This window comes from Paenibacillus pinihumi DSM 23905 = JCM 16419, assembly GCF_000422505.1.
Taxonomy (GTDB): Bacteria; Bacillota; Bacilli; order Paenibacillales; family Paenibacillaceae; genus Paenibacillus_D; species Paenibacillus_D pinihumi.
On the sequence record NZ_AULX01000012.1, the window covers coordinates 104,580 to 129,256 of the forward strand.

Below are 24,677 nucleotides of genomic sequence, written 5' to 3' on the forward strand. Positions count from 1 at the left end.
GAGAAGGCGATGGCTACCAATAAGCGAGGCAAGAGCAGAAAAGGGCGCAGGCCGCTTTTTTATGTAGATAATCCAAGAACCTCTGAGCTCCAATGGCTGGACGAAGTCAAAAAGAAAAAGCCGGAGATCGAGCAGCCCGATGATCAGCTTCTTATACATTCAGCGGCTGCAATGGTTGTGGAGCCGGATACGGAAGTTGGCAGCGAGCAGGAAGAGGAACAGCAGCTGCAGTCTGAGCTCCGGGAAAAAATACTGCGGGAGGCCTTGGCCAGGGTGAACGCAGCTGCAACGGATACGGCCTCCGTCCTGGAGGATGTATCCGAAATTTCTCCACCCGCGGCGGAACAGGAGGCCTTAGCAGCTGCTGAAGCCGCCGAAGCGATTCAAACCGCAGAAGCAGATAGCGCGGAGCAAAATGAATTCGAACGGGCACAGCTGCTGAATCAACGAAAGGCAGCCGGAGAAGAGAGAAAAAAAGTCATGCCGATTGTCCATACGGATGATTTGGCTCCAGGTTCAGTTACAGCTGAAAAACTGTCACGGGGAGCTGTTGGCACGGATCACCTGCAAAGAAACAGTGTCGACGGGGCTGCGATTGCAGATTTTGCAATCGATAGCATCAATCTGGCGAAGCAATCGGTAACAGCCTCCAAGCTGGCTCCACAAGCTGTGAATGATGAGCATATTGCACCGCAAGCAGTAGCCGGCGGCCATATCCGGGATCTGTCTGTCGGGGGCGAAAAGCTCCAGGACAACAGCATTGGCCCTCAAAAGCTGGAAGACCGCAGCATTAGCGGGGATAAAATTGCCGAACGCTCCATAGAGAACCGGCACTTGAGTCTATCCAGCATTTCGGGGGAACTGCTGGAGGAGGGAACAATCGGATACGCGCAGATTGGCAGCGGCGCTATCCGGACCGAGAATCTGGCAAATGAGAGTATCGACAGCTCTAAGCTGGCGGATGCAGCGGTCACGACAGGAAAGCTGGCAAATGAGTCGGTTACCGGGGATAAAATTAGTCCGGGGTCGATCACTTCTGCCCATTTGCAAGGCGGAACACTCCATTCGGGGCATATTGCGGATGCTACTATACATGCGAATCATCTTGCCCCTGAGAGTATTGGCCCCGGACATCTGTCTGCAGGCCTGGTGGGCAGCCGCGAGCTGAAGGAGAGTGCGGTTACTTCCAAAATTATGGCTCCCGGCTCAGTGGGTGCCGGGCATATACAGCCGGGTGCGCTGAACGGAACACATATTGGCGCGGGCCAGATTGAAGCGGGCCACATTGTGGATGCTTCGGTTACTTCGAGCAAGATGGCTGAGCAATCGGTGACGACTATCAAGCTGGCCGATCATGCCGTGACTTCTTCTAAGCTGTCTGATTACAGTGTCGTCGCCAGCAAGCTGTCTGATGATGCGGTACAAGAGCGCAGTTTAACGAGAGGCAGTGTGACGGCGGAAAAGCTGGCGGCTGGCAGTGTGACGGATGGGCATCTGCGGTCGGAATCAGTCGCGGACACGCATTTGAAAGCCGGCTCTGTCGGCAGCAGGCATCTGCAGCCCAATGCAGTTGAATCTGCAGCGATTGCACCGTTATCCGTCAAAGAGGAGCATATCGGGATCGGGGCTGTCGGCCAATTGCAGCTTGCTGACGGGTCTATCGTCCGCGGCAAGTTCAGCCCGGGCAGCGTCACCTCGCCAGTGCTTGCCGACAAAGTAATCATGCCCCGCCATATTGTGGATGATGCGGTATCCTTCGATAAAATCGCCCCGTCCGCGGTCAGGTCCCATCATTTGATGAAGGGTGCCGTCGGCCAGGAGGCTATCGCCGAGGATGCTGTAGGCCGGCGCCAGATTCAAAAAGGGGCGATCGATGCCGGCCATATTGCCGAGGGAGCAATCGGCAGCAGTGCGATCCAGCAGGAAGCCATTACGACACAGAAGCTGGCTCCAAGTTCCATTACAGAGCGGCAGCTTGCTGCGGGCAGTGTATTTCCGCATCATCTGGCCGACTACGTCGTGAACTCGGTAAAGCTGTCCCCGGAATCAGTATCGACTGACAAACTGACGGATTTCGCCATTACATCCGGCAAGCTGGCCGAGGGCAGCGTCATTTCGAGCAAGCTGGCCCCCGGCTCGGTAACCGAACGGCATATTGGGGTGGGCAGCGTCGGACCGGAGCAGCTTGCAGTTCAGGCAGTTGGGGAACTGCATCTTGCAGGAGATGCTGTATCTACAGCAGCTATCCAGAAGCGGGCCGTCAGCACCGACAAGCTGGCGGATCAGGCGGTTACCTCCGGGCAGCTCGCTCCCCAGTCGGTAAGCGCCCATCATATTACCGCCGCCGCCATCGGCAATGAGCATCTCACGGAAGGTGCGGTGAGCACCGGCAAGCTCGCGGATGATGCCGTTACCTCCGCACAGCTCGCTTCGGAATCCGTCACATCGCGTCACATTGCCCTGTTTTCAGTAGGCAATGAGCATCTGATGGAAGGCTCTGTCAGTACAGGCAAGTTAGCCGCCGAAGCGGTGACTTCGGGGCAACTCGCTTCGCAATCCGTGACCACCCGTCACCTTGCCCCGGACGCAGTAGACAGCGGGCAACTGGCAGACTATGCGGTCGGCACAGAGAAGCTGGAGGATGGTGCAGTCACGGCAAGCAAGCTTGCCGGGGAGTCTGTGCAGGGACAGCATATTGAGCCGGAGACGCTGTCCGGCAAGCACCTGAAGCCGGATACGATTCAGGGCTACCATGTCACATTGGGAAGCATCACGCCTTCCCATCTGTCTCCGGATGTATTCTCGGTAGACCGGTGGCAGGACGGCTCGATTCCGGGTACCAAGCTTCAAGCAGGGACAATTGGCAGTGAGCAGCTTGCGCCAGGTTCTATTGGGGGAGAACAGCTGGCTCAGGAATCCATCCATGCGGCCCATTTGTCTACCGGCTCGGTGACCATGAGCAAAATTGCGCTCCAATCGGTCATTTCCTCGCATATTGTAGCCGAATCGATACGCACAGACCATCTTGCCGAAGGTGCTGTAGATGAATTGGCACTGGCAGAGGGGGCGGTCACATCCGAGAAGCTGGCGGATGCCTCCGTATCCGGCAGGCATCTGACGCCGGAATCGGTATCTGCGGTGCATCTGACGCAGGGAGCTGTGACCAGGGAAGCACTGGCAGAGGGGGCAGTTACAGCAGGGAAGCTGGCAGATGCATCTGTAACGGGCAGACATCTGACACCGGAATCGGTATTTGCCGAACATTTGACGCCTGAGGCTGTCACGGAAGAAGTGCTGACGGACGGGGCGGTTACGGAATCCAAGCTGGCGGATGGCAGCGTGACGGCTGCGAAGCTTACAGACGGTGCCGTCGATGGCCAGCATATTGCCCCGGACAGTATCCGGGCAGAGCATATAGCCGCCCAAGCGGTAGGGGAGAAGCAATTAACAGAAGATGCCGTATTCGGAGATGCTATTCAGAGAGGGGCGGTCAGCGCTGACAAAATCGCCTCCGATGCGGTTAAATCCGAGCATATTGCCCCACTTTCCGTAACTGCCCGTCATATCGGTCCGGGCTCCATCAGCTTTGTTCATGTTGCCGCCTCTGCCGTCGGGTCAGATGCCATTCAAGATGGCTCAGTGACAGCCAGCAAGCTGTTCCCCGGCGCGGTGCAGAGCGACCATATTGCCAGAGGCACCTTAACAAGCAAGCATCTGTCGGCAGAGTCGATTCAGAGCCGCCATATTCAAGCAGGTGCTATCAGCCCCGTCCATTTGGCGGCAGACGTCCTGTCGGCTGATCATTGGCAGGATGGCGCAATTCCAGGTGTCAAGATCCGGAAGGAGACGATCGGTTCTGAGCATTTGCAGGCAGGATGTATTGAGGAAGACCATCTTGCAGACGGTCTTATTACATCCGGCAAGCTGGCCGCCGAAGCGGTTCTCGGTGTGCATATCGCTGAAGACTCGATAACCGCTCAGCATTTGGAAGATCAGAGCATACAAGGCAGCCACATTCAGGCAGCCGCAGTTACGGCTGATCATCTGGCGGACGGCTCCGTGAACAGTCAGAAGCTGGAGGCCGGCTCCATTCAGGAGTGGCATCTTGCACCAGGCGCGGTGACCCGGGAACATTTCGCTCCAGATATCATCATCGACCCGGAATTGCAGGATGGCTCGGTCACGGGCAACAAGCTTCAGGAAGGGGCGGTTAGCCGCAGTCATCTGGCCCCTGGAGCAGTAGGCAGGGAGCAGTTGGCATCTGAATCCGTTGGTACAGAGCAGTTGAATACGGGCGCTGTAACGGGAGGAAAAATAGCGTTTCAAGCGATCACGGCATCTCATATCGCAGTGGAATCGGTAAGCACCCAGCATCTGGCTCCGAGTGCGGTAGATGAAGCCGCACTGGCAGACGGATCGGTGAGCAGCGCCAAGCTGGCAGAATGCTCCGTTCAGGAATGGCATCTTGCGCCCGGCTCTGTCACGCGGGAGCATTTGGCTCCGGGAGCCATTGCGGAACAGGAAATTCAAGCCGGCTCAATCATCGGAGATATGCTTCAGGATGGAGCGGTGAGCCGCAGCCATCTGGCCCCGGGCTCAGTGGGACGGGAACAGATCGTGCCGGAATCTATTGGCACAGAGCATGTGTATACCGGGGCTATAACAGGAGAAAAAATAGCGTTTCAGGCTATTGCAGCATCCCATATCGCTATAGAATCGGTACATCCCCAGCATCTGGTTTCGGGTGCGGTAGATGAAGCCGCACTGGCAGACGGATCAGTAAGCAGCGCCAAGCTGGCCGGTGAAGCTGTTCAAGAGTGGCATATCGCGCCTGGAGCGGTTACCCGTGAGCATTTTGCTCCAGATATTGTGATTGACCCTGAATTGCAGGATGGCTCGATTACCGGCTCGAAGCTCCAGGATGGCTCGATAAGCCGCAAGCAATTGGCTCCGGGCTCAGTAGGCCGGGATCAGTTAGCGCCAGAGACAGTCGGAACCGAGCATTTGCATACAGGAGCCGTAACCGGAGACAAAATCGCGATCCAGGCTGTCACCTCTTCACACATTGCAGAAGAGTCCGTAAGTGCTCACCATTTGGTACCGGGAGCGGTGGGCCAGCAGCATCTGGCATCAGATTCGGTCCATTCCTATCATCTGGCATCAGGGGCGGTAGACGAAGCTGCTTTGGCCGATGAATCGGTGAACAGCGCCAAACTGGCCAGTGGAGCTGTCCAAGAGAGGCATATCGCGCCGGGGGCGGTTACCCGTGAGCATCTGGCATCAGATATCGTAATCGACCCTGAGTTGCAGGATGGCTCAATTACCGGGGCAAAGCTTCAAGATGGCACGATAGGGCGAAATCATCTGTTGCCGGGAGCAGTGGGCCGTGAGCAGCTGGCATCAGAATCAGTCGGTGCAGGACAACTGCAGGCCGGGGCTGTCACCAGAGACAAGATCGCTATGCAATCTATCGTATCCGTGCATCTGGCATCAGAGTCCGTGAACTCCCATCATCTGACACCAGGATCGGTAGATGAAGCGGCTTTGGCAGACGGAGCTGTAAATAGCGCCAAACTGGCCAGTGAAGCTGTTCAAGAGTGGCATATCGCGCCAGGAGCGGTTACCCGTGAGCATTTGGCTTCGAATATTGTGCTCGACCCTGAATTGCAGGATGGTTCGATCACTGGAGAGAAGCTTCAGAATGGCACGATAGGCCGCAATCATCTGGTACCGGGAGCGGTGGGCCGGGAGCAACTGGCACCGGAGTCTGTGGGTACAGAGCAAATTCAGGCCGGGGTTGTAACCAGAGATAAGATTGCCATACAATCCATCGTATCCGCGCATATTTCACCCGAATCGGTACACTCTCATCATCTGTTACCAGGATCGGTAGATGAAGCGGCTTTAACAGACGGGGCTGTGAACAGCGCTAAGCTGGCCAGTGAATCTGTTCAAGAGTGGCATATCGCGCCCGGAGCGGTAACCCGTGAGCATTTGGCTTCGGATATTGTGCTCGACCCTGAGTTACAAGATGGCTCGATTACCGGCGCCAAGCTTCAGAATGGCACGATAGGGCGCAACCATCTGGCGCCCGGAGCGGTGGATGAAGCCGCCCTGGCGGACGGCGCGGTGAGCAGCGCCAAACTGGCCGATGGCTCAGTTGCTGAGCAGCATATTGCCTCAGGCGCGATTAACCGGGAGCATCTGGCCAAGGGAACGATTACCGGGGAGGAGTTGGCTGACGGCACAATTACAGCCAGCAAGCTGGCACCGGATATATTAACCGGATACAAAATCTCCACAGAGCTGGGGCTGGACACGATAACAGGCGCCCATCTCAAAAATCAGTCGGTAACTGTGTCAAAGCTGGCGTTCACTCCTGTCATCGGAATGTCCAGCTCTGGAGTTCTGGGGCAATGCTTTGGCCTTGCGCCATTTGCTTTCGGCGGTCAGGAGGAGCAGACGGACATTGTTATCTGGTTTGACCGGCCTTTCAGCAATGACCAGTATGCACTGACTGCAACAACAGATCATCCATCCTGCTACGCCTATGTTCAGTCGAAGACGGCGGAGGGGGCCATTATTGCTGTAGTGCGCAGCCGGTTCAGCCCGGAGCCGCAAGGCACGCTGAATTGGATTGCGCTGGGGCCGCGCTAGCCAAGCGGGCAGACCGCAATCACAGATGACCATGTGCACAGGAATAGATACCAGGTAAATCCGGCATGAGAGCAGCTTCCCATTGCCCTAAGCAGCAAGTTTAGGGCAATGGGGGCTGCGCTCTTTGTTTCCGGATTTGTATGATGGAGGCTGAACCGGATGCATTCAACACGCATCTTTCGCCAAGCATGATGCAAAATGGTTAGCTTGAAAAAAGCGTACATAATCAATGGCTGAATCCGGAAGCCGGAAAAAAGTAATAATTCACAAAAAGGTCAAAATATATAGCGCTTTCATTGATTGACGGAAAACTTGCCTCGCTGATATAGTTCTACTATCAAACTATTCTATAGTCAAATTGTTTGACAGACAAACTATTTGAAACAAGCCGTATCCTGAGCATCAATGGGAGGGAAGGAGAGAGAAGCATAACAATGGATGAAAAAATGCTTCCGGAAATTATTGTCCGGTACGAAACCGCAATGTTTTCGGTCAACCGCAAATTAAATGCCTTGATTCGCAGCATTATGCCGGAGGAGCTGACCGCTGATCAGTTCTCCACGCTTCGTTATATCCGCTCTAAGGGCAGAGCAACTTCGTCGGAGCTGGCAGATATTTTTTGTGTAGGCAGAAGCTCGATTACTGCAATTATTACCCGGCTCACGGCCAAAGATCTGATTGTACGGCGTCCGGATGAGAAGGACCGCAGAGTCACTTATTTGGAGCTCTCGGATGAGGGAGTAAGGCTGACGGATGAAATGGAAGCCAAAATAAAACAATTGTTTACTACCTATCTGGTCCATTTTGACAGCGAGGAAGCCATGCAATTTATTTATACATTCGAGAAGCTGGCAAAGGTACTTGGAGAACCGGCTGATGGGGGCGGAAATCAGGAATGAAGATTATTTTGAAGCTTAAATGGGTGATCATGGTCTTATGGCTAATTGCAGGGGCCGGACTGTTCCTTGGGGCTCCCAATATGGAGGAGCTGGTCAGAGACAAGGGACAGATCAGCGTGCCGGAGGGCTATTCATCATCGGTAGCCAACAACCTGATCAAGGAGCTGCAAGGACATGACCCGAATGCGCCGAAGACGAATTCCGCGGTGCTGGTCTTCCATAACGAAAAGGGACTGGATGACAGCGAACTGGGGAAAATCAAGCAAGGAGTCGAAGGGCTGAAAAAATCGGAGGATACGTACGGCATCACCTCCGTTATTACGCATTTTGACACTCCTGAGCTGAAAAAGCAGCTTGTATCCGAAGACGGCGCAACCGTAATGGCGCTCGTGGACGTGGCGGCAAATAACAGAACGCCGGCAGAAATGAGAGATGCGCTGTATGCAGCGGTCCAAGGCGTTGATGTGACGCATTATTATACGGGTGACTGGCTCATTAACGAGGATGTTGTCGAGAGCTCGCAGGCCGGACTGAAGAAGACCGAGCTGATCACACTCGTATTCATTCTGGCTATCCTGTTCATCGTATTCCGCTCGGCCGTAGCGCCAATCATTCCGCTTATTACGGTCGGCTTGAGTTATGTCGTATCACAATCTGTAGTCGCCTATCTGGTGCACTACGCCAATTTCCCGTTATCCAACTTTACGCAGATTTTTATGGTGGCCGTACTGTTCGGAATCGGAACGGACTACTGTATTCTGCTGATCAGCCGCTTCAAGGAAGAGCTGACGCATAGCGGCAGCAAGACAGAGGCGGTGCTGGCGACTTACAAGACAGCGGGCAAAACGGTGTTTTACTCCGGGCTTGCGGTTTTGGTCGGATTTGCTTCAATCGGCTTCTCGGATTTTATTTTGTACCGCTCGGCTGTAGCTGTAGCCGTGGGAGTCGCAGTATTGCTGATCGCACTGGTGACGATTGTGCCATTCTTCATGGCGGTTATGGGCAAAGCAATCTTCTGGCCGGTCAAAGGGTCGCTTGAGCACAAGCCAAGCGCGCTATGGGGCGCTGTCGGTAATTTCTCGCTGAAGCGCCCGATGTGGGCACTGGTCATTCTGGCGGTGCTGGTCGTGCCGTTCCTGGCTGCTTACAAAGGTTCTGTATCCTTCAACTCCCTCGATGAGATCGGGGACAAATATGATTCGGTCAAGGCGTTCCAGGTCATCTCCGACAGCTTCGGCCCTGGTGATTCCCTCGCATCTACAGTAGTGGTGAAGACCGATAAGCCGCTGGATTCAACCGAAGGTCTGTCCGCAGTTGAACAGGTCAGCCGCGAGCTGGCGAAGATTGACGGTGTGAAGCTGGTACGCAGTGCCACTCGTCCTGCCGGTGATGCGCTGGATGATTTTGAGGTCGGCAAGCAGGTTCAGACATTGGGTGACGGCCTGAATGAAGGCAAGGACGGTCTGGGCAAAATTGGCGACGGCCTCGCCGAGGCGAGCAAAGCGCTAGGCGACAATGCGCCGAAGCTGAATGAAGCCGTTGATGGGGCAGCACAGCTCATTACAGGCACCAACAAACTCAAGGATGGGGTAACCCAACTGGGCGACGGCCTGAAGCGGATTGAAAAAGGACTGCGTGACGGCTCGGCTGGCGCAGGCGAGCTGAAGGCAGGGCTCGAGCAGGCGAAGACAAGCGCAGACCAGTTAACACAAGCGTCGCGCGATCTGCTCAAGGGCTACAAGGAGATGGGCGGCGGCATCGGCCAAATCTCCAAAGGCTATACGGATGTAACAGCCATGCAGAAGCAGCTTGCTTCGCAAATCGGGGGACTGGGCGAAGGCCTGGGTGCTCTGGCTGAGAAGCACCCGGAGCTGAAAGATGACGCGGCCTATGGCGAGTTGCAAAAATCTGTCGGCGTGCTGCAAGCAACTGCCGGCGGCATTACGCAAGGACTGGAGCAGCTCAATACACAGCTTGCCGGACTCGGCGGCGGATTGAATCAGGCCAATAACGGGCTGGGCCAGGCTATCGAAGGGCAGGCCGCGCTTGCCAAAGGGCTGGAGCAGTTGGCCGCAGGCATCGGCAGTCTGCAAGCAGGTATTGATCAGGCGGCGAACGGCCAAGGTCAAATTGTTAAAGGACTTCCGGCTATCAGCGGCGGCTTTGACCAGCTTACAGACGGTCAAAAACAGCTGCAGAGCGGCTTTGCCGATCTGAACGGCCAACTGGTCAAGTTGACAGACGGACTGGATCAGAGCGTCGACGGTCTGAGCAAGGTATCCGGCGGACTGAACTCTGCCCGGGGTTACCTGACGGAACTCTCCGACTCGCCGAACCGCCAGATGACAGGCTGGTTCCTGCCGGGAGACGTCATTGACAAGGAAGAATTCCAGACAGCTCTGGATGTCTACATGTCCAAAGACCGGAAGATTGCCAAGTTTGATGTTGTATTTGAAGGCAACCCGTATGACAGGGCTACAATGGATAAGATTCCATTGTTGCAGGATGCAGCAGCCAGAGGGCTCAAAGGTACGGCCTTTGACAAGGCAGAACTTGCTGTAGGCGGCGTAACGAGTATGAATGAGGATTTGCGCACGATCTCCGCATCGGATTATTCCCGTACGGTGATCTTCATGATGATTGGTATCATGCTCATTCTGATTCTGATGTTCAGATCATTCATTCTGCCAATCTATCTGGTTGCTTCACTGCTGCTTACGTACTACACATCCATGGCGATTACCGAGCTGATATTCGTCCGGATGCTCGGATACTCCGGCGTAAGCTGGGCGGTTCCGTTCTTCGGCTTCGTCCTGCTCGTGGCGCTCGGAATCGACTACAGCATCTTCCTGATGGACCGCTTCAAGGAATACCGCAATTTGAAGCCGACGGAAGCAATTTTGCTGTCGATGAAAAATATGGGTACTGTCATTATGTCCGCTGCATTGATACTGGGCGGAACGTTTGCAGCCATGCTGCCTTCGGGCGTCCTGTCACTGCTGCAAATCGCGACAATTGTATTGTGCGGATTGTTCCTGTACGCGCTCGTCATGCTGCCGCTGTTCGTACCGGTAATGGTGCGGATGTTTGGCGAGGCCAACTGGTGGCCGTTCATGAAGCGCAAGGAAGAAGAAGAATACGGCTTTGGCAGCGGCTCTCCTGCAGTTGCCCATATCAGTTCAACATCGAAGGACAGCTCTCATTCCTAGAGTTGGAGCCGCGTTGAATCTGCTGAGAATGAAGTATCATTTTGCTAAAAACAAAACCTCCTGTCCGCGAGCGGATCAGGAGGTTTTGTTGATTTTTAGGACTGCAGTTGCCCATTATTGAATACTCAGTCCTTTTCATAGATGGAGCCGGAAGAGCCGGAGAACAGCTCGGCATATACTTTTTCCGCATAGGCATCCGTCATTCCGGAAATATAGTCCGCCACGAAGCGGGCCCAAGGCCAGTGCTGCTTATGCTGCTTGTAGCTCTCGACCCAATCAGGGGGAATAATAAGCTTTCCATAGTCAGGATCGATGAAGCTGTCCCATAGCCGCCCAATGCGGATTTCGCTACGCATCTGCAGCCGCTGTACGCGAAAGTCCTTCACAAGTGTAACCCAGGCAAGCTTCTTCAGAATTTCCATTGTGCGCAACAGCTCGAAATCCTTTTGTCCGTCGCGGACGAAGGTGACGCGCTTCCAGCTGCTGGCGGGATCATCAATAATGCCGACCCGTCCGGCGAAGATGCTTACCCAGCGCGCCTTCATTTCCTTGCGTGTCCGTGAAGGCTCATGATTGCAGGCGGCGTAGACTTCCTCCCATTGGTCAAAATAGCCGGCAAGTACTTTGCGTACCATAGCCGGAACATCAATCTGATCCCAGTATACATCGCTATTGTGCACATCCTGGGTAATTTCCTGTACTAGCAGCTCGATCAGCCGCTCATCCTCAAAGAACGCACGGTCCATGCGGATTTTGCCCGCCCGGATGCCGTCCTCAATATCATGGGTGGAATAAGCGATATCATCGCATAAATCCATTAATTGCGTCTCCAGCGTCCCGCAGCCTTCAGGCATTTGCCACAGGTCGCGCAGTTGCTTGATGATTTGCCATTCCGAGGTATACAGACCTTTCAGCTGCCCGGTCTCTCCAAGCGAGAACGGGTATTTGTTAATAGCCAGCAGCACGGCTGCCGTCAGGTCCAGCCCGCTGCCGCTTCCGGCCCGCTTCTCCAGGAACATCAGGATACGGAAGTTTTGGGCATTGCCTTCATAAGGAATGCCGCTGTGCTGCAGCAGGAGCCGGTTCAGCACGGACTCTCCCCGGTGGCCGAAAGGAGGATGCCCGAGGTCGTGGGCGAGTGCCGCGCATTCGACAACAGCGGATTCAATCATCAGTCCGGGATGCTCTTTCTTGCCAAGGAAGGGATAATGCTTGCCCAGTCGGCGTGCCACCTCGCGGGCGATTTGGGATACCTCCAGGGAGTGTGTCAGCCGGGTGCGGTAATAATCCCCTGTACCGGCACCGAATACTTGAGATTTGCCCTGCATCCGCCGGAATGCAGGCGACTGGATTAAGCGGGCGTAATCCCGTTCATATTCCTCGCGCTCTTCACTGAAATTATGAATGGAAGGCTCGGCCAGCCGCATTGTGCGAAGATCCATGCTTCTCTCCTCCTTTGGCGTTCCATAATATAATGAAAAATAAGTTCAGGCTTGGGTATCAAGTTGTTCCTTGTCATTCGCTGCGGTTCTTTTCCGCAGCGGCACCGGGCAAAGCTACTTCCACAGTAGTTCCCTTGCCCAACTCGCTGTAAACATTTAATGACCCTTTATGATGGGAAATAATCTGCTGGCAAATCATCAGTCCAAGCCCGGTTCCGGTATCCTTGCGGGTAAAAAAAGGTTCGCCGATATGCTGCAAATCCTCCTTGGAAATGCCGGTCCCCTCATCGGTGACACGCACGATGACCTTGCCTTCTATATGTTGTTCAATTTCCATCGCAATGGTTCCGCCTCCGGGCATGGCTTCCATCGCATTTTTGAGCAGATTGACGAAGACCTGTTTAAGCTGGTTCGGCTCCCCTGTTACAAGGACCGGCTGGCCTTCACTCGGCAGATTAATCTGAATCTTGTCCAGATTGGCCTGTCCGTCAAGCAGCATCACCAGATCATTCAGCAGCTTGCGCAAATTGAAGGTCTGAATGGAAATGACCTGCGGCTTGGCCAGTACGAGGAATTCACTCACGATGAAGTTGATCCGGTCGAGCTCCGCAAGCATAATGTTCAGATGGCTTTGGCTCACCGTTCCTTTTGTCTTCTGCAATTGTACGAACCCGCGCAGCGTCGTCAGCGGGTTGCGCACCTCATGCGCGACACCGGCCGCAAGCTGTCCGACGACGGACAGCTTCTCCGAGCGGAGAATCATCTCCTCGGTCTGCTTGCGGTCGGTAATATTGCGGGAGATTGTCGCGATTGCCACGATCTCTTCCTGCTCATTGCGGATCGGAGAGATGGTGAGGCTGACATCGACATGTCCGCCGCTCTTAATCATGCGTGCTGTCTCGTAGCCGGTGACGGTCTCGCCCTGAAATATCCGCCGGATCAGATCCTGCTCCTCCTCCCGCATTGAATCAAGCTGGCCGGGAAGGGGCTGTCCCTTTAATTCCTCGAAGCTCCAGCCATAGATTTGCCAGAATGCCTTGTTTGCCCGTGTGATGTTGCCCTGCAAATCCGAAACATGGATTGCATCGGATGTATGATTGATGAAGGATTCAAGATATTCCTTCGTGCTCCGAAGCTCCTCGGCCGAATTCTGAAGGCGGTTCATATAGAGCTGCAGGTTGTCCGACATGGAGTTGACCCGTGCAGCCAACTGCCCAAGCTCGTCCCGGGTATTCTTTAATTCAATCTTCGTCCCGAAGCTGCCTGAGGAGATTTCGTTCACCTTATTGACGATCTTGCTTAAGGAACGGATCAGTACCCCTGATATGAAGTAGCTTCCGAACATCGTAATGACAAGCAGAAAGAAGGAGATTAGCGTCTGAATGAACAGCTGGTCGTACAGCGGCTGCACAATCGTTTTCTGATCCAGCACAATGCTGAATACATAGGGCTTGGATTCGCCCGCAATCGGGATGAAATATTTGGTTACCTGTCTGCCTTCGATGGTCGCTGTCTGCGTCTGGATTTGATGGGATACTGCGGCGTTTTGGATGCTCCGCAAATCCTCTTCGGGCGCAGGGTTGGCATAGTGGTTATTGCCGAAGAGCACGGCCCGGACATCGAGATTGTAGACCAGACGTCCCTTCTTCACCCTTAGAATCGGGTCCTTGCCGAAGAATTCGGGATCGAATCCGTTAATTTCAAGCACACCCGGGTAGCCTTTGGTCAACTTCGGAATCGTCTCTTTTTTGAAGCGGTCGGTGAAGGCAATCAAGGGTTCTACGCTTATATAGGGATTAATCATATAATTTGTTGTTCCATCGTAATAATAGCCCCATTTTACAATCTTGTCCGGGTTGGATGAGGCAAAATTATAGGGGCCGGACCAGAAGTCTTTGAGCTTCTGTCCCTGTGGAATTGTAACTTCCCGGTTATCCAGCAGCTGATTAAAAGCAGTGTGCCAATATCCCCAAGTGGTGGAACTCATATTCAGCTCAGCCGGGTCAGAGGATTTCTCGGCAATAATATCGCTGCCTGAACGCCGCCATAATGTAATTTCGTTCACATTGAGCTCACGGCTAAGACGTCTCAATTCTTCATTGGTAATCTGATCAATATCGGCAGGAAGCTGCTTCCTCGCGGAAACTGCAGCCATGCGCAGCATGCGTCCAAGTGATTCTTCCATGTTGTTTCTTGCAGAGCTTGTAGCTTCCAGTGCGGAGCCGATCTGCTCGGAGATCGCTTGCGACTGCTGTTTGGCGCTGGTGATAAGCCTGTCCATTGTCGTAAAATAATAGATGGAGATATTCAGTGTAAGCACTACCGCTACGACAAGTGAAATACACAAGGACAACTTCAGCTTGATGGACATACCTGCACCTTCCTTTAAATCTAACATAGCGTTCTATTGAAGTTTACACGGAAGCCTAACAACCTGCAATTGGATTCCGCATTTTGTTAAATGCTTGGAAAAACGTTTAAATTTTGGATTCGGAATCAACTGTCAAATTTTTATTTTGATTTAAGGTACTTGAACCGCTAGTCTGCTATATTTGGTATTATATTGGTATGACAAATGAAAGGGGTAACGGAATGAAAGAGCCGGAAGACAAGAAAGTGAATGAATCCCTTCCAGAAGAAGAAAGCAAAGCGGAGGGCACCACAGAAGCAAAGGAGGAAATAGCTGAATCAGCCGGTAACAAGCTGGCTGGTGATGAACCTGGCAAGGGCGAGCCTGTGGAGAACAAACAGAGAGAGAACGATTTTCAGAATGTGCTCGCCGATATTCCGGAAGAGGAGCCGCCAGCACCGAAAAAGCCGAACAAGCTGGCTGCTGTTTGGATGGGCGTATCTTTTGTGCTGCTGGTGCTGCTGATTGTCATCGCAGTGACGGGGCCGCTGGGCGGCAAAGCTTCGAATGAAGTTATAGCGACCGTTAACGGCGACAACATTTCGAAGAATGATCTGTATAATACCCTCGTGGATGCGGGAGGCAAGGAAACACTGGAATCCTTGATTACCGAGAAGCTCTTGAGCCAGGAGATGGTTAAGGCAGGTCTGACGGTTACCGATGCCGACGTGGATGAGGAATGGAAGAAGCTTGAAGATCAATATGGCTCCAAAGAGCAGCTGATGAATGCCGTAGTTCAGAACGGCATGACAGAAGCTATTCTGCGCAAACAGATGTATCACCAGATCGAGCTGCGCAAGCTGCTTGGGCCGACAGTCGAAGTAACCGACGACAAAGTAAAGGAATACTACGAACAGAACAAGCAATACATGGGTACGCCTGAACAGGTAAGAGCTTCCCATATTCTTGTAGCTTCGGAAAAAGAAGCCGAGGACATTCTGAAGGAGCTGAAGCAGGGAGCGGATTTCGCGACCCTGGCGAAGGAGAAATCGACGGATCCGGGTTCCAAGGAAAACGGCGGGGATTTAAACTTCTTTGGTCGCGGCCAAATGGTGCCTGAATTTGAGGAAGCAGCCTTTGCTCTGAAAAAGGGCGAGCTGAGCGGTATCGTCAAAACGATGCACGGCTTCCACATTATTAAGCTGACGGACCGTAAAGAAGCTGAAACTCCAACGTATGAGGAGAAAAAGGACGAGCTGAAAGAGCAGCTTGTTAATAATGAGATTTACACCAAGTCTGCCACTTGGCTTCAGGAGCTCCATGACAAAGCTGTCATCGATAACAAGCTGAATCCGGAGCAGCCGAGCACACAGGAGAACCCTGCCGAGGGTGGACAGAAGGACAACGGAGCTAACTCAGCCAAGAACAAATAAAGCAATTATCTTCTCAGACAATTTTCTTAATAGAAACGCCGATTCCATGATAACGGAATCGGCGTTTTGGCGTTGCGGTGATCAGCTATGGTCTTGTTCTTGAAAAGAGTAAGAAGATTAAAGTTTTGGTTAAATTCACCTATAAAAAGAGGTTTTTTGAATTATTTGTATAATATAGTATTTATGATTTAGTTTTCTCTATCCACTTTAAGCATAGGATGAAAACAAGGAGTATTACACAAACATTTATTAAATATAAATCAACCCTGAAACTTGATAATTTTATGTTCTTCCAAAAAATTATCTCATACCATTTCTCTAAATAGTCATATTTCCCCCCTTTAAAAAACAAAAAGTTTATAGGATATCCAAATTTATTTCCCCCATTATTAATTAATATTGAAATTAAAGGTAATATGATGCTCAATAATATACTAATTACCCATTTTACTTTCATATGAATTCAGCCCCTTCACCTCATTTTTAATAAATAAAAAATTAATAAGGAGAGTGTGTTGTTTGGCCAAAAAAAGTTTGTTGTTTTGTTTGTCGTTCGTATTAATGCTATTCATTGTTACTCCTGTTTCTGCTTCTTCCCCGGAAAAATCGGGTTTGAGTGATGAACAGGTAAGACAGAAGTTAATCGATATTGGAACAAAATATGGGGTAGAAGTTATAACTCCTGATAGTTCTACATCAAGGCAAAATAACAGTCTGGGATTAGAACTTAAAAAATTCGATTCATTTGAAGAATTGAAAGCGTTCATCTCTGCGTTAATTATGGCGGATAAACATACTAATCAAGATATATCAACATTTACTTCCCCACAAAATTTTAATACCTCATCCACTTATCATGATGGTCATGTGAAATGGTATGCGATGTTAGTTGGTGGTCTTTTTTCGTGGAAAAACATAGATTATTCTTATAGAGTAGCATTTGAAAATAACGGAAGAGGTTACCTGACCAACATTTTCAATGTTAATTCTTATCTTACAGGCCTACAAACAGGGCTTGATTGGACCCAGACTTCATCAGCTAGTACGATGTGGAGTGGAAATACGGCTTATATATCTGTGGACGGTTACTATTTGGTTGGAGCAGAAGTTTTTGGAATTCCAATCGGATATAAACATAAAACAACATGGAATAGAACTGTAGAGATGAGTTTACCTTGGCTCGCATAATATGAATTAAATACTGGTGAAGGGGACATGAGTTAAGGGGGAGTTATCTCCTCCTTAATATAAATTAAGGCATATTGGCTTGTATATAGTCGACCATCAGTTTTCAGTTTTTGCTATCGTGAAGATTAATTCGTCCTTCCCCATCTTTACTTCCCCTAATTCATTTCTTCTTATAAGCAACAGCAAATTAATGACTAAGTACAAAGAAATCATACCACCAGGCCGGCTCCTTTGTTTTAATCTGCCCTCCTTTATGATATTTTTTGTGGCATTACATATGCATAAGATGGTATCCCTACTTCCCTATATGATATTTCAAATTATAAAAAAATCCAAATTTGGGACATATCCTTAAGTTAATTGTTGCTGAATCTCATAAATGGAAATTACGTTTTTTGCAATACAAAACCAACAGAAGTTTTTCGCCGGAAAATTGGTGTTTTCAAAGCATTTCATAGATAATAGAGGAGTATAGAGATAATGGGGAACGGGGGGCTCCTTAAGCGATGCTGCAAAATACAATTGCCATCTTGTATGTGTTGAACTTCCTTTTGGCAGGCACCGTTATTTTCCTGGAGCGGCGCAATGTCGCTGCTACATGGGCGTGGCTGCTGGTGCTTTCATTTCTGCCCAGTATTGGCTTTATATTATATCTGATTGTAGGGCAGAACATGAGCCGCCGCAAGATCTACAAGATCAAGATCGACCGGCTTAATCATATTCGCGATATTCTGCGCAAGCAGTTCAGAATGCTGGAACAGCGCAAAATCGAGTTCAAGGACCCGGCGATTTCAAGCTATCATGATATGATTTTAATGAATCTGGTCAGCAGCCATTCGTTGTACACGCAAGACAACAGTGTGCAAATATTCACCGAAGGACAAAGCAAATTCGACTCCCTGCTGGAGGATATCCGAAGCGCACGGGAGCATATTCACATGCTGTACTTTATTGTGCGGGATGATGAGCTCGGCAAGCGGCTGATGCAGACGCTGGTGAAAAAAGCGCAAGAGGGCGTGGAGGTACGCTTCCTGTATGATCATGTCGGCTCACGGGCGCTGCCGAAACGCTTCTTTCAGGAGCTTACGGAGGCCGGGGGACATGTGGCGGCATTCTTCCCGTCCCGGATTCCGCTGCTCAATCTGCGGCTGAATTACCGCAACCACCGCAAGCTGGCGATTATTGATGGACATTACGGCTACATTGGCGGCTTCAATATCGGGGACGAATACTTAGGCAAATCCAAGCGGTTCGGCCCTTGGCGGGATACCCATCTGAAGCTGGAGGGCAGTGCTGTCCAGCAGATTCAGGTGCAATTCATACTGGATTGGAATCTGGCCTCGACGGCACAACTGCCGCTGGAGCTGGATTATTTCCGGGTATCCTCGGAATGCGAAGGCTCGGTAGGGATGCAGATCGTATCCAGCGGACCGGACTCCGTGCTGGAACAGATCAAGAACAGTTACTTGAAGATGATCTATGCGGCCAAGGAAAGCATCTATTTGCAGACGCCGTATTTCATTCCGGACGACAGCTTGCTTACAGCGTTGAAGCTGGCTTCGATTTCGGGTGTAAATGTCAAGGTTATGATTCCGAACAAGCCGGACCATAAGCTGGTCTATTGGGCTTCATCCTTCTATCTGGGCGAGCTGCTGGAAAGCGGTGTGCAGGTCTATCTGTACAACAGCGGCTTCATTCATGCGAAGACAATTGTCGTAGACGGCAAGCTGGCTTCGGTCGGAACGGCGAATATCGATATCCGCAGCTTCCGGCTCAATTTTGAAATGAACGCCTTTATCTATGATACGGCTACATCTACACGCCTCCAGCGGATTTTTGAGCGGGATATGCGCTCCAGCACGGAGCTGACAAGGGATACCTATCATAACCGTTCGCTGCTCCTCAAGTTTAAGGAATCACTGGCACGGCTGCTGTCGCCGATTTTGTAGCTTGCGTTTTTGGATTAGATCATAGGCAAAAGAATGGCCGGCAATCATCGGATTGCCGGCCATTCTTTATTTAAAATCTGAGATGGCTCTTGTCCAGGTTAGCGCTTAATCATAAAGGAGGTTTTTAACAGCAATCGGTACTCCCCCTCATTGCTGCAACCTGGCACAGGCCATAATGTCAAATGTTTTCCTTACTATCCGGCTCCCGCCTGCTAAAGCGCGCTGAATCTTCCATCATATATTCCGCGTCTGTATGTACGTCATCCATGCCGGATGCGGATTCCGGGGCAGCAGCACTCTGGCTGGCCAATTGCTTCTCCAGGCCGCGAATCCGGCGCTGCAGCTTGAACTGGCGAATGATCGCAAAGAAGAACACGGTCAGTCCGCCCAGCAAAGTGGAAATCAGAATGACGAGAATGAGTGGTGTCTGGGTTTGGACGAAGCCAAAGTTGACCTGCACCTTGTCCACATTAATTACAGCAAAGATTGCCGTAATGAGTGCAAAGAGCAGAGCGGAGATGACCATCCATTGTGTTTTCATCGTACTCCCTCATTTCATGCGTTAGTGAGGCATGGACTGTAAGTTCATGCGGGTTATTTTTCTACATTATACACTATATTGTACTTTACCCCGCAAGAAACAGATTCACGCATCACCTTGTTACGCGGCAGCTGTCTTCTGAGTTTTGGCACGCCTGTCTGCTTTTCTCTTTATTACCCCTCCTTCTTCAACAGCTCCATCAGGACAACTACCTTCACCGCTTCAAATTCATCTGCAGTCAGCCTGGCCATGACAGAGTCCTTAATATGTTCCTTCTTTTCATCGGTCAGACCGCCTTTGGCCGAGTTCGCCAGATCGGTAAGCTCCTTCATGCTGAACTTGCTGAGCAATAGCTGCATCGCTTCTTCTTTGTTCTTTACAATGAGCTTGCCGCCTTTTTTGCCATCGGCTGCAGGGGTTTTGTCCGGCTTGTCCGTATTTGCTTGATTATCTCCTCCATTCTTGCCATCCCCAGGCTTATCCGTCGTTGATCCGGTACCCGGAGAACTCGTTTTTGTGCCTGTGGCGACAGGCAGGTTCAGCTTGTCAATGTACTCTTTGCCGAGCTCGTCCGCATGTTCTTGGAGCAGCTGCTGAACAGCGGGGTCCTGCTTCATCCGCTCGAATTCATCGGCATTGACAATTTGATTGGACAGCTGTTGAATCATTTTGTCCGAAGCGTAGCTCATGCCGTACTTGTAGCCGTTCCAGCCGATAACTCCGGCAACCAGCAGAATCGCTGTCCATTTGCCCAGCAAAAATCCGCCCCGCGCAATTCTTTTGCGTTCTCCGTCGCCGAATCGCACCCAGCGTGTTCCGTCTTTACTGATGTACCATTTGATGCCAAACAACCCAAGCGGTGTTCTTACCTTTTTGATTTTCTTATCCATGTTTACACCTGACCTTGCCTCTTAATTTAGGTGCCCCCAACAGACGTAAGGCAGATAGTGGCTGTCAGCGGCTCTATCTTTGCGAGTCTTATTGCAGGCTTGCTTTGTTCTATAAATCCGTTTAACCCCAACTATAGTTATCGAAATTCGGGGACGATTTTATTAGAGGTAATTTTTCATAAAGCCTGATCTTGATAGGGCTGCTGTATCCGGCGCCAGAGATGAAGGGGATGAAGCACAACTTTCTTGTTTGCTGTTAAAAACCGATTCCCTTCAAAATTATAACGCAACAAACCAGGCATTCACATCAACCGTAAGAACCTTTTATCCCGGCGGCAGGGCAAGCCTCGCTTCCAAGCGCCTGAATGGTGAAGGACTCTCATATTAAAAAACGGAAAAATAGAACGTTTTGTTGCATAAACCACCGTCCAGCCTTATATTTCACTGCAAAATTGTGTATTATAAGGAGATATAGGAATTATACTTCGGGCTAAGGCAATCGATAGATCAAGACGCCGAATGCAAGATATGGAAAGCTTTAGTGCAGTCTGTAACTTGATTTCAGGAGGCGCATCAACGCTGTCACACAAAGCCAAAGCTATGCAGGAAAGGTTGATTGCAGTGGAGAACAAGACATCATCCTCAAATTTTATTAAAAGCATTGTTAGCGATGATCTGAAAAGCGGCAAGGTGAATGAAATTATTACCCGGTTTCCGCCTGAGCCTAATGGTTATCTTCATATTGGGCATGCCAAGTCCATCTGTCTGAATTTCGAGCTGGCAGACGAGTTCGGCGGCAAAACGAATTTGCGCTTTGACGACACGAACCCTCTGAAAGAGGACACCGAGTATGTGGAATCGATCCGGGAGGATGTGCGCTGGCTCGGTTTTGAATGGGATGATCTGCGTTTTGCCTCGGACTACTTCGAGGAAATGTACAACCGGGCGAGAAGGCTCATTGAGAAGGGTCTTGCCTATGTATGCGATCTGAACGCGGAGCAAATCCGCGAGACGAGAGGGACGCTGACGCAGCCGGGAACGGAAAGCCCGTACCGCAGCCGCAGTGTGGAGGAAAATCTCGACCTGTTCAGCCGCATGCGCAGCGGCGAGTTCAAGGACGGGGAAAAGGTGCTGCGCGCCAAAATTGATATGGCTTCGCCAAACATCAATCTTCGTGATCCGGTATTGTACCGGATTGCGCATGTGCACCATCATCGCACGGGTGACGCCTGGTGCATCTATCCGATGTACGACTACGCTCATCCGCTGGGCGATGCCATTGAAGGCATCACGCATTCGATCTGTACATTGGAGTTCGAGGACCACCGTCCGCTGTATGACTGGGTAGTTGAATCGACGGAGATGTCTGCAGCACCGAAGCAGTATGAGTTTGCCCGTCTGAATGTAACCAACACTGTCATGAGCAAGCGCAAGCTCAAGCAGCTTGTGGATGAGAATATTGTGGACGGCTGGGACGATCCGCGGATGCCGACGATTTCCGGTCTGCGCCGCAAAGGGTACACTGCGGAAGCGCTGCGCAATTTCTGCCGTGAGATCGGGGTTGCACGGGCACACAGCGTCGTCGATGAGCGGATGCTGGAGCATTTTATCCGTGAGGATCTGAAGCTGAAGGCGAACCGCACAATGGCGGTTCTGCGGCCGTTGAAAGTTGTCATTACGAACTATCCGGAAGGCGAGACGGAATGGCTGGAAGCGGAGAACAACTCCGAGAACGAGGAACTGGGCAACCGCAAAATTCCATTCTCCCGCGAAATCTATATCGAGCAGGACGATTTCATGGAAGATCCGCCGAGCAAATATTTCCGTTTGTTCCCGGGCAATGAAGTGCGTCTCAAGCATGCGTACTTTATCGTCTGCCAAGAGGTTATAAAGGATGCGGACGGCAATGTCATCGAGCTGCGCTGCACCTATGACCCGGAAACGAAGAGCGGCAGCGGCTTCACAGGCCGCAAGGTGAAGGGCACAATTCACTGGGTAGAGGCTTCTCAGGCTCAAGCCGCGGAATTCCGGCTGTATGAGCCGCTGATCACCGACGAAGCGGAGGAGGAAGGCAAGCCGTTCCTGGAGTGCATTAATCCGAACTCGCTTGAGGTGCTGCAAGGTTTTGTGGAGCCGAATATGGCAGGTGTGAAGGGCAACGAGAAATTCCAGTTCTTCCGCCATGGCTACTTTAATGTGGACCCTCACTTTGAGGCAGAAGGCCGACTGGCCTTCAACCGCATTGTGTCACTGAAAAGCTCCTTCAATCCGAAGGCTTAATGAGACAATCAGGCAATTAAATAGTTTGTCCTATATGAAGAAGAGTCCAAATCGGCACCGTCCGATTGGGCTCTTTTTGTGCAAAAAACGGCATTTATGAACGTTATGCTGTGAATAGGCTGTATTATCTGCGCCAATCGTATGCTGCCTCTGCCCCATACAACGGCAGAATCAGGTGACGGAAGCGCTTGATTCTGCCTAGTTACAGAACGACGCAAATCGATTACACTAGAGACAAAACCTTGTACTATTGACCTGAGTGTTTAGACCTAATTATGAGTTGGAAAGAAGGATGGATGCTTGCTTATCCCGGAAGCTGTCATGTTTATGCTTGCCTACATCGTTCCGATCTGTTTTCTTGTACATATTGGGCTTGAAGTGCTGCTTCGGAACCCGAAGAAGACCGAGCATCGGCTGGCAAGCCTGATTACGGCCTGTTATTTGCTGCTGTTTGTTGAGGAAAGCGTCAGGTTTCTGCTGCCTATTGAATACAGCGCGGGGCTGAGCGTGCTTTGGTTCTCATGTGTGGGTCTTGCCATTCCCGGGCTGGGATTTCATTTTCTTACCAAGTTTGCGGGTTTCGATAAAAGGATGCCAAAGCTTCTGTATCCTTATATTTTTTATATCCCCTTCTTGTTGTTGCCGCTTATCTTCCTTGATTATCAGGACTTGGCTGCAGCTCAGCAATTTGTCCAGAGGGGGATTTGGAAATGGCCCGTATATAACGCGGCTTATTATTGGACGTTCTCTTTGAGCATTCTGTTTAGCGCCATGTATTTGATTATTTTGTTTAAAGGCCGCGTACAAGCCAGTGCTCCGGAACAGCGCAGCATCTATAACCTGCTGTTTACCGGCATTTTTCTGGTGATCGCGTGGCATGTGGTGTCCGGTTTTATTTCGTTTGGAGAGGTGCTGCCTCCGTATACGTATATTTATGGCGGGCTCATCTGGAGCTCCACCTTGTTTCTGGCGATGCGGAATTATGATTTTCTCGATTTCAACCATAAGCGGTACGAGAAGCTGTTCAATTTGAACCCGTCGCCGATTCTGCTCGTTGAGCTGTCCGGGCGCATCCGGGAAGCCAATCCGGCCGCCAGACAATTGTTTAATGACGTCCATCTGGCAAGGTCCGGACTGGAGAATCTTGGAGGCGAGGAGCTGCAAGGACTGATTCAGGGCAAGCAGGAGATCCGGTCGATGGAAATCACGCTGTACAACAGAGACAAGCGTGTGGATGTACTGATTGACGGCGACTATGTTTCCTTGAGCAATGTGCCGCATGTCATTTTGATTATCCGGGACATTACGCTGCAAAAGGCGCATCAGGAGCAGATTGCCTTCCTGGCGTACCACGATTCACTGACTCAGCTTCCGAACCGGAGACTGTTCTATGATCGGCTGGAGGAAGCAACCGGCAAGGCCATACTGCGCAATCAGATGCTTGCTGTTATTGTCGTGAATCTGGAGCATTTCAAGGAGCTGAATGACCGCTATGGTTATGAGGCAGGGGATGAAGCCCTCAAGCATATGGCCTTTATCATTACGGAGACAGTGGGCTCTATGGGCATGGCGGCACGGCTTAGCGGGGGGAAGTTCGTTATTCTCATTGAGCCGGTGCCGTCTGTTGCCTACGTCGAGGAGACAATGAGACATTTGCACAGCCGTTTTGTCAGCCAGTCATCCTTTGATTACGAGGAGGAGCCGGTGCAGGTACAGCTAAGCATGGGTGTCAGCTATTTTCCTTCGGATGGCCTGGAGGGAAGTACGTTGATCAAGGAAGCGGACAAGGTATTGCGGCGTATCGGTTAAAGCACGGCAGCATGCAGGCAAGGGGAGGAG

The 24,677-nt window shown here is 51.2% G+C and carries 12 protein-coding genes; 8 read left to right on the top strand and 4 right to left on the bottom strand.

The window, feature by feature from the left end; translation table 11 throughout:
* Positions 1 to 9 precede the first annotated feature (9 nt).
* The 3 genes from H583_RS31715 (at position 10) to H583_RS31720 (ending at position 10,765) form a co-directional block, all read left to right on the top strand.
* A complete protein-coding gene (locus tag H583_RS31715) occupies positions 10 to 6,657 on the top strand; it encodes a WIAG-tail domain (protein ID WP_036708284.1) in 6,648 nt (2,215 codons plus the stop codon).
* Positions 6,658 to 7,091: 434 nt separating this feature from the next.
* Positions 7,092 to 7,556 (top strand): MarR family winged helix-turn-helix transcriptional regulator, encoded by a 465-nt coding sequence (locus H583_RS0103010; protein WP_028559169.1) that lies wholly within the window; start codon positions 7,092 to 7,094, stop codon positions 7,554 to 7,556.
* The gene (locus H583_RS31720) at positions 7,553 to 10,765 is read left to right on the top strand and encodes an MMPL family transporter (protein ID WP_051235910.1); all 3,213 of its coding nucleotides are present in this window, start codon (positions 7,553 to 7,555) and stop codon (positions 10,763 to 10,765) included. The genes H583_RS0103010 and H583_RS31720 overlap by 4 nt, the downstream gene beginning before the upstream one ends.
* 125 nt (positions 10,766 to 10,890) lie before the next feature.
* Here the strand turns inward: H583_RS31720 and H583_RS0103020 are convergent, their stop codons facing one another.
* Together H583_RS0103020 and H583_RS0103025 are read right to left on the bottom strand one after the other, a co-directional pair.
* Positions 10,891 to 12,207, bottom strand: coding sequence for a deoxyguanosinetriphosphate triphosphohydrolase family protein (locus H583_RS0103020; protein WP_028559170.1), 1,317 nt, complete (start codon positions 12,205 to 12,207; stop codon positions 10,891 to 10,893).
* A gap of 73 nt (positions 12,208 to 12,280) precedes the next feature.
* Complete coding sequence (locus H583_RS0103025) at positions 12,281 to 14,578, bottom strand: ATP-binding protein (RefSeq protein ID WP_036708287.1); 2,298 nt, start codon at positions 14,576 to 14,578, stop codon at positions 12,281 to 12,283.
* 221 nt (positions 14,579 to 14,799) lie between these two features.
* Here H583_RS0103025 and H583_RS31725 point away from each other — a divergent pair, with 221 nt between their 5' ends.
* The 3 genes from H583_RS31725 to cls all read left to right on the top strand — a co-directional run bounded on the left by H583_RS31725 (position 14,800) and on the right by cls (position 19,127).
* On the top strand, positions 14,800 to 15,990 hold the full coding sequence (locus H583_RS31725; protein WP_051235912.1) for a peptidylprolyl isomerase: 1,191 nt from the start codon (positions 14,800 to 14,802) through the stop codon (positions 15,988 to 15,990).
* Positions 15,991 to 16,509: 519 nt separating this feature from the next.
* Positions 16,510 to 17,178 carry a hypothetical protein gene (locus H583_RS0103040; protein WP_028559173.1) on the top strand — a complete coding sequence of 223 codons (669 nt, stop codon included), beginning with the start codon at positions 16,510 to 16,512 and terminating at the stop codon, positions 17,176 to 17,178.
* A 506-nt stretch (positions 17,179 to 17,684) separates the two neighbouring features.
* Entirely contained in the window at positions 17,685 to 19,127 is a 1,443-nt protein-coding gene (gene cls, locus H583_RS0103050; protein WP_028559174.1) for a cardiolipin synthase, read from the top strand.
* Between the two features lie 178 nt (positions 19,128 to 19,305).
* On the opposite strand, the gene H583_RS0103055 is transcribed toward cls, so the two are convergent.
* Together H583_RS0103055 and H583_RS0103060 are read right to left on the bottom strand one after the other, a co-directional pair.
* Positions 19,306 to 19,668, bottom strand: a complete 363-nt coding sequence (locus H583_RS0103055; protein WP_028559175.1) for a LapA family protein — start codon at positions 19,666 to 19,668, stop codon at positions 19,306 to 19,308.
* Positions 19,669 to 19,841: 173 nt separating this feature from the next.
* On the bottom strand, positions 19,842 to 20,558 hold the full coding sequence (locus tag H583_RS0103060) for a hypothetical protein (protein ID WP_028559176.1): 717 nt from the start codon (positions 20,556 to 20,558) through the stop codon (positions 19,842 to 19,844).
* Positions 20,559 to 21,158: 600 nt separating this feature from the next.
* Here H583_RS0103060 and H583_RS0103065 point away from each other — a divergent pair.
* Both H583_RS0103065 and H583_RS0103070 read left to right on the top strand, forming a co-directional pair.
* On the top strand, positions 21,159 to 22,838 hold the full coding sequence (locus H583_RS0103065; RefSeq protein ID WP_173477134.1) for a glutamine--tRNA ligase/YqeY domain fusion protein: 1,680 nt from the start codon (positions 21,159 to 21,161) through the stop codon (positions 22,836 to 22,838).
* 300 nt (positions 22,839 to 23,138) lie between these two features.
* Positions 23,139 to 24,647 carry a sensor domain-containing diguanylate cyclase gene (locus tag H583_RS0103070; protein WP_028559178.1) on the top strand — a complete coding sequence of 503 codons (1,509 nt, stop codon included), beginning with the start codon at positions 23,139 to 23,141 and terminating at the stop codon, positions 24,645 to 24,647.
* The last annotated feature ends 30 nt before the right edge of the window (positions 24,648 to 24,677 follow it).

Coding starts and splice junctions, on each gene's coding strand:
- H583_RS31715 (WP_036708284.1), top strand. CDS start 10: ATGGCTACCAATAAGCGAGGCAAGAGCAGAAAAGGGCGCAGGCCGCTT.
- H583_RS0103010 (WP_028559169.1), top strand. CDS start 7,092: ATGGATGAAAAAATGCTTCCGGAAATTATTGTCCGGTACGAAACCGCA.
- H583_RS31720 (WP_051235910.1), top strand. CDS start 7,553: ATGAAGATTATTTTGAAGCTTAAATGGGTGATCATGGTCTTATGGCTA.
- H583_RS0103020 (WP_028559170.1), bottom strand. CDS start 12,207: ATGGATCTTCGCACAATGCGGCTGGCCGAGCCTTCCATTCATAATTTC.
- H583_RS0103025 (WP_036708287.1), bottom strand. CDS start 14,578: ATGTCCATCAAGCTGAAGTTGTCCTTGTGTATTTCACTTGTCGTAGCG.
- H583_RS31725 (WP_051235912.1), top strand. CDS start 14,800: ATGAAAGAGCCGGAAGACAAGAAAGTGAATGAATCCCTTCCAGAAGAA.
- cls (WP_028559174.1), top strand. CDS start 17,685: ATGCTGCAAAATACAATTGCCATCTTGTATGTGTTGAACTTCCTTTTG.
- H583_RS0103055 (WP_028559175.1), bottom strand. CDS start 19,668: ATGAAAACACAATGGATGGTCATCTCCGCTCTGCTCTTTGCACTCATT.
- H583_RS0103060 (WP_028559176.1), bottom strand. CDS start 20,558: ATGGATAAGAAAATCAAAAAGGTAAGAACACCGCTTGGGTTGTTTGGC.
- H583_RS0103065 (WP_173477134.1), top strand. CDS start 21,159: ATGCAGGAAAGGTTGATTGCAGTGGAGAACAAGACATCATCCTCAAAT.